The organism is Mariniphaga sediminis, assembly GCF_003573545.1.
Lineage (GTDB): Bacteria > Bacteroidota > Bacteroidia > Bacteroidales > Prolixibacteraceae > Mariniphaga > Mariniphaga sediminis.
This window is the reverse complement of sequence record NZ_QWET01000031.1, coordinates 26,083-37,396: the sequence shown is the minus strand read 5'-3', so window position 1 is coordinate 37,396 and position 11,314 is coordinate 26,083. Positions and strand designations below refer to the sequence as shown.

General features: G+C 39.5%; 9 protein-coding genes. All 9 read right to left on the bottom strand.

All coding sequences use genetic code 11. The annotated features are described in order from the left end of the window. On the bottom strand, window positions 1–730 hold a 730-nt coding region (locus tag D1164_RS22525; RefSeq protein ID WP_147372269.1), incomplete at its 3' end, for a sulfatase-like hydrolase/transferase. 110 nt (window positions 731–840) lie between these two features. Then, window positions 841–1,722: a PIG-L deacetylase family protein gene (locus D1164_RS22520; RefSeq protein ID WP_119352170.1), complete on the bottom strand. Its 882-nt coding sequence runs from the start codon at window positions 1,720–1,722 to the stop codon at window positions 841–843. 70 nt (window positions 1,723–1,792) lie between these two features. Beyond that, window positions 1,793–1,930 carry a hypothetical protein gene (locus D1164_RS23870; protein ID WP_172594597.1) on the bottom strand — a complete coding sequence of 46 codons (138 nt, stop codon included), beginning with the start codon at window positions 1,928–1,930 and terminating at the stop codon, window positions 1,793–1,795. A gap of 527 nt (window positions 1,931–2,457) precedes the next feature. Beyond that, window positions 2,458–3,939: a RagB/SusD family nutrient uptake outer membrane protein gene (locus D1164_RS22515; RefSeq protein ID WP_119352169.1), complete on the bottom strand. Its 1,482-nt coding sequence runs from the start codon at window positions 3,937–3,939 to the stop codon at window positions 2,458–2,460. Between the two features lie 27 nt (window positions 3,940–3,966). Continuing rightward, the gene (locus D1164_RS22510) at window positions 3,967–7,434 is read right to left on the bottom strand and encodes a SusC/RagA family TonB-linked outer membrane protein (RefSeq protein WP_119352168.1); all 3,468 of its coding nucleotides are present in this window, start codon (window positions 7,432–7,434) and stop codon (window positions 3,967–3,969) included. 79 nt (window positions 7,435–7,513) lie between these two features. Further along, window positions 7,514–8,707, bottom strand: a complete 1,194-nt coding sequence (locus D1164_RS22505; protein ID WP_119352167.1) for a FecR family protein — start codon at window positions 8,705–8,707, stop codon at window positions 7,514–7,516. A 513-nt stretch (window positions 8,708–9,220) separates the two neighbouring features. Further along, complete coding sequence (locus D1164_RS22495) at window positions 9,221–9,814, bottom strand: RNA polymerase sigma factor (RefSeq protein ID WP_119352165.1); 594 nt, start codon at window positions 9,812–9,814, stop codon at window positions 9,221–9,223. A gap of 86 nt (window positions 9,815–9,900) precedes the next feature. Continuing rightward, window positions 9,901–10,668, bottom strand: coding sequence for an acetylglutamate kinase (gene argB / locus D1164_RS22490; protein ID WP_119352164.1), 768 nt, complete (start codon window positions 10,666–10,668; stop codon window positions 9,901–9,903). Window positions 10,669–10,683: 15 nt separating this feature from the next. Continuing rightward, window positions 10,684–11,283 carry an imidazole glycerol phosphate synthase subunit HisH gene (gene hisH / locus D1164_RS22485; protein WP_119352163.1) on the bottom strand — a complete coding sequence of 200 codons (600 nt, stop codon included), beginning with the start codon at window positions 11,281–11,283 and terminating at the stop codon, window positions 10,684–10,686. Window positions 11,284–11,314: the final 31 nt, after the last annotated feature.

The following is an 11,314-nucleotide window of genomic DNA, read 5'->3' as shown; positions in this document are numbered from 1 at the left end:
TGTCCAGCTGCCCCATCTCTTTCAGTAACTGAAGGTAAGAGGCCACATCCCTGTCGAAGCTTTCAATCTCGGCATAATAGTCGCCCATGTCTTTACGCACATCTTCGGTGTCGGGCAGGTAAGGCGGCACTTCCATTTTATCTATATCAATGTTCCCTTTTTCCCATCCGCCGGTTTTAAAGGGGCGGTGCGGGTCGCGGGAGCTAAACCAGTAGAAAAAGGGCTGGCCCCTCTCTTTTTCGTTATAAAACTCTTCGAATGAATAAAACTTTTTCCCGGCGGGGTTTTCAGTTCTACCGCTGGCTTCCCAGTCGCCAGGTCCCCATCCTTTGCCTTCGTGGCCTACCAGGTAGCCTGACTCTTCCAGCAGCTGGGTGAACACTTTAAACTTTGCCGGAAAATCACCCCACAGGTTGGCGGCTTCTTCCAGCCGCCAGATATCCTGTCCTGTCAGCATGGAGGCCCGGGCAGGGGCGCACGACGGTGCAGAGCAGTATGCGTGGTTGAAACGAAGCCCGTCTGCAGCCAGCTTGTCAATGGCAGGCGTCTTTAGCACCGGATCGCCATAACTCCCCAGGTGTTCCCAGCTATGGTTGTCAGACATTAAAATAATAAAATTGGGTCTGATTGTTTCCGGTTGCCGCTCACCTTTGGGAGTACAACTCCATACTCCTATCAATATTGCAGGGATAAAAATTGCATGAACTCTTAAAATTTTTTTTAACCTCATGGTTTTTATTTATTTAAAACTTTACTATTCTGCTGATAGCACATATGACTATAAAAAAATGAAACAAGTAGGCACATACAAATTGTGACTTTACAGGTATTTTTTTTATGTCACTTTAACATAGGAAACATACCTCTAATCTCTTCGTCTGTGGGTTGTCTACCATATTCGCAAATTTCAAATGATTCCGCATAAATTATTTTTTCCCCTTTTTCTTCACCATACCACTTAATTAAAGACTTTCTGATAGATGGAGTGATGGGTAATTCACGAAATTTTTTGAGCCATTGAATTCTTTCTTCTTTGTCAGTAGGTGGTACAATTGAGGCTATCCATGGAAGCCATTCAAAATATTGAGATTGATGCGCAGACATGGCATCTATTTTCTGATCGATAACATCAGAAATATCAATAGCTATGTCAGGTTTAAAAGGATAAGGTTTTTGAAAGCGGTCTTGTGTATAGAGGAAAATCGGATTTTTTTTCAATGGAGGTGTATCGGACACTACGTTTGGAACGATGACCATATATGCTGCATCTTGAATAGCAATAGCTGTATTTCTGTGGTCGGGATGATAATCGTATGGCCTGTGACCAATAACAATATCTGCATTCCACTGCCTAATTAATCTGATTATATCTTTTCTAAGCTCTAGTGTTGGGAGCAGTTCTCCGTCATGATTTTCCAGTACCTTATAAGTTACTCCAAAGCGTTTTCCTGCTTCAAAAGCTTCTTCTCTGCGTCTTTTTGCTAATACACCTCCTCCCATAGACTGGTGTCCCGCATCACCGTTTGTTAGTGATACAAATAGTACATTATGCCCAAGCTTTGAAAGCTTAATTGCTGTTCCTCCTACTTTACTATCAGGATCATCAGGATGAGCCCCGATTACAATCACATTGATCTTATTATCCTTATCAATCTGGTTATCCTGACTATAAAGATGATTGTATGAGAAAAATACTAAAACAAATACAACTAAAAATTTCATAAATTTTATTATTGTAAAAATATAAATTGAATTTTTTGGTCCGATTTTAATTCCGGCACCAGGACAAAAGCTATTTTATTGTGTCCAATCTGGATAAACTCCAGTCAAAAATATTTTCAATCCCTTGTCCTGCGGGCATAAATGCCCCCTTCGCTTTCAGTTTATGACCGTAATAGAACCGCCCATACACTTTAGTGTGGCTATTCATATATTCCTCCTTTTTTTATTTTTATGTCCGCTTCTGATAATTTTGGCAGGTACTGCAAGAACCCAGTCGATAAACATCCGGTGCTCTCAAGTTTTTTTATTTCACTTTAACAAGATAATCCTGGCCATAAAATTCCAACAAATTGAAAATCTCTCCTGACAATAAAATACGATAAGCTCTAACGAACACTTTTTCCAGAGTTTCAGGTAAACTGAGTTTAACTTCTTTAAGAAAATCAAAATCCCATTACCTGTATAGGCCTAAATCAACATGGTTGTCCCATCAGGAAATATATAAAAAGCGCAAACACCCCGACCTGTATTCATGCGATGAATTTCCATTTCTCCGTCCTGCCAACCAAGGTCAAAAGTATCATTATGATTGCACTCTGAAAATTTAAAATAGCTGTCTAATTGACTATAAGCCAACTAGACAGTTATTTATCAATGAAAAGTAATTACTCTAAAGTTTGAAACTTAAAGCTCAATACTTATATCGTACAGTGTATAAAATAGAATATGGATATGTTATCTTGGTTCTATTCTATAGTCATTCTGCTCAAGTTTCGGATTTGCATCTATCTGATTTTGCGGTATCGGAGCTATTAAATTCGTTTCATTTAAGCTCTTACCATTAGCAGTCATTACTTCAAGAGCACGACCAGTCCGAACCAAATCGAACCAACGATGACCTTCGAAAGCCAATTCATTCCGTCTTTCTTTTTCTACTGCCAAAAGAAGTTGATCTTTACCACTAGCTGAAATATCAGCAGGTGAACCAACCTCTGAACTTTGATATCCAAAACCACGACGACGAGTTTTATTAATATATTCAGCTGCTTCAGAAAAGTCACCACTTTGAATTAAACATTCTGCATACATCAATAAAACATCTGCATACCTTAGAAATGGCCAATTATTATTACTATCTCCATTATCATAGGGAATGTCGCGATATTTACGAACGTGGCGTGCACTAACCCAATTATCCGTTGTTTTGTTTGTATACCCCAAAGCCATAGAAAAGTCTCTTCGATAATCACCTTCATCCCAAGATTCCCACATTCCTTCTTCCGGGATATTGTCATCACCATTGCCACCAACTGCAACTACATTATCACCAGACGCGCCAGGAGCAAATGTATTTACCCAACCACTTCCGGTACCAAATCCTCCTTTTTTGAATTGAGCCTCGAAAATAGCCTCCTGGTTATTATGATTATCCGGATCGAAATATTTTTCAAATCCATCACATGTACCTGGCGTACTATTTTCTATTAAACTATATTGGTTGGAAGTAATTACCTCTTTGAGATGAATAGCAGCATTCGGATAGTCACCCATGGTTAAGTAAACTTTACCTAGCAGTGCTTTTGCAGCACCAGACGTTGCCCGACCAATATCTTCTTGCGAAGCGTATGATTTAGGGAGAGCAGAAGCATCAGTAAGATCTGCAATAATTTGTGTATACACTTTATTCTTATCAGAACGTATCACTTCATAAGATTCAGGTATAGTAACTGTTTTTGTCATTAAAGGTATATCATCAAAAATTCGGACAAGATTGAAGTGAAGAAATGCTCTAAGAAACTTTGCTTCGAGCGTATAACGACTTTTTAATGATTCATCAATATCTGAGCCTGATAATTCCTCAATAACTTTATTTGCACGGTTAATACCGGAATATGCGTCATTCCAGAATGCTGACAGATACGGATTTAATGAACGCAAATAAAATTTATCGAATTCATCTCTGTCTGTAACAGTTCCTGATAACACTCCATACGTATTGTCTGAAGGTATTTCAGTCAGTATATACCAGTTTTTTGTTACCCCATTACTTCTGAGTATCGAATAAGCACCGGTCAAAGCATAATCTATTTGTTCTGGTGTTTCATAAAATACTTCTTCGCTTAACATATTTTTTGGAGCAAGGTCTAAGAAGTCAGAGCATGAGTATAGAATAAGAAATATAAAAACAATATTTCCGAGTTTTATTATTTTTTTCATCTGTAAATAATTTTATGATTAGTTATATCAAAAAGTTATATTTAATCCTAAGGTAAACGACTTAGATAAAGGATACACTCCGTGGTCTGATCCAGCTAAGACCGTATTTTCAGATGTATTAACTTCAGGATTGAAGCCAGAATAGTTTGTTATTGTAATTGGATTCTGAGCTGAAATATTTACCCGCATATTTTCAATATTTAATTTGCTTAGTGTTGTATTCGAAAAGGAATACCCCAAAGTTATATTATTCACGCGCAAATATGAACCATCTTCAACCCAACGAGTGGAAATCTGGCTTGTCTGGCCCGTGGGTGTTGAACGAACGCGAGGTATCCAACCATCACCCGGATCTTCTTCTGACCTCCATCTATTCAATACCGTTCTTAATTGGTTCTGGTTTCCTTCTAAGTTTTCGTAATATCGTTTCCCGATGTGTAATATCTCTCCTCCATATGAACCTTGAATAAGTATCCCTAAATCAAAGTTTTTATAGGAAAAAGAATTATTTATTCCGTAATAAAAATCTGGTTCAGCCTTACCAATTTCAGTACGGTCAGCAGCAGTGATTACTTTATCACCATTAACATCACGATACATAGCATCACCCACATGAGAAGTTGCTTCTTTTGGATTTTCGTCAAACATTTCCTGATTCATATAAACTCCAATATGATCATATCCGTAAAAGGTTCCCATTGGAAAACCTATTTTCAATACATGTCCTTCACCTCTTGTTTGACCGGTGTAATATATTGGGTCACCTGATGGACCTAACGCTTTAACTTCGTTACGGTTCATTGATAAATTAGCACTAATTAACCAAGAAAAATCATTGGTATTGATAGCATTTGCTCGAATATTAAATTCTAATCCCCAGTTATCTACTCTACCTATGTTCTGATAAGCATTACTAAATCCAGTAATTGTAGGGACCGGCACATTCAATAACAGGTCTGTTGTTTTACGACTGTAAAAATCAGTCAGAAAAGTCAGTTTATTATCAAAGAAACCAAATTCTAATCCTAAGTCTAATTGAGATGCTTTTTCCCATGTAAGATTATGATTAGAGATAGAATTCATATTGGCACCGTTTACTATAACTCCGGATCCAGCTCCAAATGCATAATTACTTGTAGCTATTGTTCCAATTGCTGCATAATTATTTGACAAATTATCATTACCCGTTACACCATAACTTGCACGTAATCTTAAATCACTGAAGAGATTCCCGTTTTTAATAAAGTCTTCTTCAATTGCACGCCACATTAATGACATTGAAGGAAAATTTCCAAATCGATTATTCTTTCCAAATTTTGAAGAACCGTCTGAACGAAACGAGGCAGTTACATAGTATTTGTTATTATAGTTGTAATTTAATCGACCCAGATATGACATCATTGCCCATTCATTTATATTGGACGAACCTTGTCTTATAGTCGCATTACTTATTACCTCAATAATATCGTCCGGAAAATCAGACCCATTTGCATAGGTTTGCATCCAGGTTTGTTTTTGTACAGTAAAACCAGCAACTGCATCAAAATTATGTTTTTCATTAAGTGTTTTAGAATACGATAAGGTGTTTTCGTTCAAATAATTGAATGTTTCTTGCGCATCTGATTCGGCTCTACGGTGTTGGGGTAGTCCCAAACCAGGGTTTCCGGCAATTGGCATTAGACCTGCTGCACGGAAGTAGTTCCTTCTGTAGTTTGTTATAGTGGCACCAATTGATGTTCTCAGTTTTAAACTTTTATCACTAAGTAGTGAAAGTTCGGCATATGCATTTGAGAACATCTGCAATCTATTTGATTGATTTTTGGTATGAGTAGCAGTTGCAACCGCATTTACTATTCCCGTGATTCCATCACCTCCAGCTTTACCATAATCTGTTGCAGTACCATAAACACCGTTATCGTATCTTACTGGTATCCATGGAGCAATAGCTAATGCCTGAATAATAACTCCGTTACTCGGATGTCCTTCTGCTATATCATTATTTATTGAGTAATTTGGTGCTAAATTGATACCTGCAGTGAGTCGATCAGTTATCTTCGTATCAATCTTTGCACGTAATGAAAATCGTTCAAAGTTTGAATTTATGATAATTCCTTCCTGATTAAAATATCCGGCAGAGAAAAAGTAATTTGTACTTTCAGAGCCTCCTGAAACATTTAATTGATAATTTTGAATCGGTGCAGATCTGAAAATTTCATCCTGCCAGTCTGTTCCATTCCCCACTGCGGCAACTGCTGCAGGATCATCATAAAAATCCGGATACTTATATCGGTAACCAGAAGGTCGATTTACAACAGGATCCGTAATTTTAGCACCTGGTACACTTTCAATATATTTTGTATTAAAGGCTTCCCTGTTCAACTCTATAAACTCTTGAGCATTCATCAAATCTAAGGTTTTAGCAACAGTCTGAAAGCCAACGTAGCTATCAAATTGAATTTTAGCTTCACCCTTTTTGCCCGATTTAGTTGTGATAAGAATTACGCCGTTTGAAGCTCTTGAACCATATATGGCAGATGCCGATGCATCTTTTAACACTTCAATTGATGCAATATCATTTGGATTAAGAACTGACAAATCACCTGTAATTGGGAAACCATCAATAACATAAAGAGGATCGCTATTAGCAGTAATTGATGCTGCCCCACGAACGCGTATTATTGCTCCTTTACCAGGTGAACCGGAACCCTGTTGCACTGAAACACCACTAATTTGTCCTGCCAATGCCTGAGTCGTATTCGAAATATTTAAGTCTTTTAAATTATCACTGGAAACCTGGCCTACTGAACCCGTAAGGTCTGTTCTTTTAACTGTTCCATATCCAATTGCAACCACTTCTTCAATCCCTATTGTCTCTTCCTCCAGCACCACGGTAAAAGTAGTCCTTCCTGCAATGGACACTTCCTGTGTCTGCATACCCACAAACGAAAACTGCAGGATTTCAGTGCCGTCAGGAACTGCCAAAGAGAAATTTCCGTCGGCATTGGTTACGGTACCTGTAGTTGTTCCTGGTACAACAACAGTAACACCCGGTAATGGCAGTCCGCTTTGGTCAGTAACCATGCCGGTAACCGTTTTTTGCTGGAAATTAATATTCAGCAATGATTCCTGTCCCTTTTCCGTGAGGATAATCTGCCGGTTGCTCCGGACTTCGTATTCTACTCCCGCTTTCTCACAAACCGATTTGATTACCTCGTTAAAAGGTTCATCGGTAAAATCCACGGAGTATTTTTGGTCTGGGTTAAAAATTTCGTCTTTATACAAAAATACATAACCGGTTTGGTTCTCTATTGTTTCAAGTACATTCTGAATGGATGCTTTTTCAAAATGTAGGGTCACCTTAACCTGGGAAAATCCATTCCCGAAAGTGAGGAGGGTCAGCATAGAAAAAATTAGTGTTAGTTTCATTTTTTTTAAACTTAATTTAAGTTTCCTGATTTCTCCATGAGGAGAAAAACAATCTCGTCTTTTTTTCATACTTTTGAAATGTTAAGTTACACAATACTAAAATTTAACACATTTGAACCGGCAGGCGTTGCAGCGTCTGCCGGTTTTATTATTTACTTATTTCGTAATAATTTTCTCCTATTTTAGAAATATGAATGGAAGCCGCCACGGCAAGGTTTTCCAGTACTGCCTCGCGGCTGTCGCCCAACTCAAGTTTCCCTGAAATTCTAATGCCTCCCAAAAAGGGATCATTGTATTTTATGCGAATGTTGAAATAGCGTTCCAGCCTTTTAACAACGCGGCTTAAGTCGGTACTTGCAAATCTGAGCAGCCCGTCTTTCCAGAGTATGTAGTTTTCAATATCTACCGTTTTAAGCTGTGTGGTACGTTCTGTTTTGTTGAAGGAAGCTAACTGACCGGGTTCTAATTCGGTCGTTTCTGAAAACATCCCCGTATTGTTTTGTTCCAGCTGCACCTTGCCTTCAGCAAGTACAGTTTCAATAATATTTTCGGAAGGGTAGGCCGAAACATTGAACTGGGTACCAAGTACTCTGATCCGGATATCGGTGGTCTGCACAACAAAAGGATGTTTGGCATCGTGCTCTACTTCAAAAAAGGCCTCGCCCACAAGAAATACTTCACGGGTTTTATCCATAAAAAAATCAGGATATACCAGACGGCTTCCCGCATTCAGTTGCACCCTGGTGCCGTCGGGAAGAATGAGTTTCGACGTTTTTCCATACGGAATTACCAACTGGTTCATTTCCGGAGTTTTTTTGCCGGAGGGACGGGTATCCTTTTCTATTACATCGTTATTGATTATCACCTGGCCATCCTGCCGGTGTTCTATCTGCGAATTCTTTTCACTGAGCAGAATGTTTTCTCCATCGGGCCTGATGAGCCTCGCTTCATTTTCGAGAATGGGTTCCGCTGTTTCGAGGGCAGTAAATTGCGGATTGAAATTGTTCTTTTTGTAGAAAAGAAGCGCTCCAATGGAAAAAAACAAAATAGCAATGGCGGCGTATTTTGAAAAAGCTAAAACTAACCTGCGGGTTTTTCTGTTTTGCTGATGTTCTTCCACCTGTTTTAGAATACGGGAGAAAAGCAGGATTTTTTCGTCTTCAGAAAGTTCTTTGTTGTTCGTATGCAGCTTTTGCAGAATCCTTTTTGCTTCCTGAATATTTTGTTTTTCCCTGGGATTTTCGGTTTCAAATGACCTCCACCAGTCATCCAACTCATGGCCCGGGTTGAATACCCATTGTATGAACCGCTTATCTTCAAGGTATTTGCTAATACTTCCCATGTGGTTTTTTTATCATTTAACCTAAAAGGACACCAGCATGTAAAATATGGACAGATTTTTTTAATTTTTTTTAACTGTTGTCCGGAAAAGAATAAATGGCTTGACATAAGCCATTGTATTTTATTGTTTTACGGTGTGTGGTTGCCTGCGGGATTCATTTCTGTTGTTTGCCACTTTCTACCATAATTCCATTTCTGAGGAAGCTTTGTAAAATCCCGGATCGAGTTTTTTCCCTCCTTTTGTCAAGGAGGGGGAAGGAAGACGCTCACTTGTGGTATCGGGGTGGTAATATTTCCTTTATTTTTTATGAACCACCTCGTCTCCATCATTGGACGGAGCCACTCCTCCTTAGCCTTTACTGAGGCCGGCCAGGAGGAGAAATTTTTGCTACAGGGCATATTTTGCAATATGATTTTTTGGATCGTATAAAAAATCCCGATTACAAGTTTTTTTTGATGCTTTGAGGGAAAGGAATATCCTGCCATAGGTTCGAAAGGTCTGTTTGGGGTGGGATCAGCTTTTTTTCAGGTTGAATAAAAACAAGACCGGTCCCTGCTTACCAAACTGCTTCCGTATGGACGATAGTGCGCGGTAGACTTGTTTTCTTACTGATTCTACGGAGATATTCAATACTTGTGCTATTTCCTGGTATTCCATCGATTCGTTGAAACGGAGGTAGATGGCCTCTTTTTGTTTGGCCGGTAAAGTACTCAATACTTTTTTTACCCGGCGATTCAGTTCGGTTTCTTCTTCGTCCTCAATGATGATTTTTTCGATGCTGTATTCCGGTTCAAATTCCGTTTCGAAATCCTCTTCTTCTACTAACTTCCGGTTTCGTTTCAGTTTTTTTATGAGGTTTCTTTTTAACGCTAAAATCAGGTAATAATGAAGGTTTTCCGGATTGGTTTTGTTTTTATGCCTTTTTAGAAAAAGATCAAGAAAAATTTCCTGTATGGCATCTTTTACAAGGTTTTCGTCGCTGCAAAGTTTGGTCCCATACCGGTACATCGATTCCACATACAGGTTATATATATGAGCAAACGCTTCTTTATCGCCTGCCAGAAAACTTTCCCAAATAATTGCGTTGCTTTTGCCACCTTCTCTCATAAAACCCTTTTCGGACTATTTTTTTAGCCAGGCACAAAGATAGATAACAAAATAACTTTTTAAACAGATAAATGGGGATTCTTACTTTAGATCAATCGTGTACCTCTTCCGTCGGCCATGTTCTCCGGGTTCGTAATCAATACTTCTTTTACCCCATTTCGCTTGGCCCGAAAACCGTTGTCAAGTTTCGGTATCATCCCGGCATGAATAACTCCTTCATTTTGATACTGCAGGAAAAGCTGCATGTCGAGTTCATGGATGACGCTGCTATTATCCTCGGGGTCGAGCAATACGCCGGTTTTTTCGAAACAATAGAACAAGTAAACGCTAAAATAATCGGAAAGCTCCGTTGCCAGTTCGGCGGCAATGGTATCGGCATTAGTATTTAAAAGCTGGCCTTTTTCATCGTGGGTAAGGGGCGCTACTACCGGAACTACGTTTTCATTAATCATCATGCGAAGCTCCCGGCTGTTTACGTCTATTACATCGCCAACAAAACCATAGTCGATTTCTGCCACCGGCCGTTTCCGCGCGCTGATAAGGTTCAGGTCGGCACCGGTGAGACCAATAGCGTTGCAGCCCCGGGCCTGTAGTCCGGCCACAATTTTTTTGTTGACTAATCCGCCATAAACCATGGTTACCACGTCAAGCATCTCCTTTCCGGTGATGCGGCGCCCGTCGACCATTTCGGTTTCAATGCCCAGTTTGGCTGCAATGTCAGTGGCTGTGCGGCCTCCGCCATGCACCAGTATTTTATTGCCGGAAATTCGGGTAAACTGATCCAGCAGGGCGTTTAGCGAGTCGGGATTTTCTACTACTTTCCCGCCAACTTTTATAATTGTTAATCTATCCATGATTCGGTTTAACGTTTAAATTTTCAAAAAGTTCTCTAAAATGGCTGCCCCGATTTTTCCGCTTTTTTCGGGGTGAAACTGAGTGGCGAAAAAATTGTCCTTTTGCAACGCGGCACTGAACGGTAGGATGTAGTTGCAGGTAGCGGCTGTATGTTCGCCCAATCCGGCGTAATAAGAGTGAACAAAGTAAACATACCGGTTCTCCATTTCGGGTGAAAAAAGATCACTTTTTAAATCGTATACTGCATTCCAGCCCATGTGTGGTACTTTGGTAATGAATTCATCTCCGGGTTTTGGGACAAAACGTTTTACTTTTTCTTCGAAAATACCCAGGCAGGTGGTGTCATTTTCTTCTGAATGGGAACACATAAGTTGTAACCCCAGGCAAATTCCCAACACCGGTTGTTTGAGCGAAATAATAAGCCTATCGAGTTGGTGCTCCCGGAGGTATTCCATGGTGGTGCTGGCTTCTCCTACTCCGGGAAAAATAACCTTGTCTGCATTTTTTATTTTTTCCGGATCGGCAGTAATTTCTGCATTAACCCCCAGGCGGTTCAGTGCATTGTTGACCGATTCAATGTTTCCGGCGTTGTATTTTATAATAACGATGTTCATGATTTATTTCTTGTTTCTCGTTTTTGGTTTA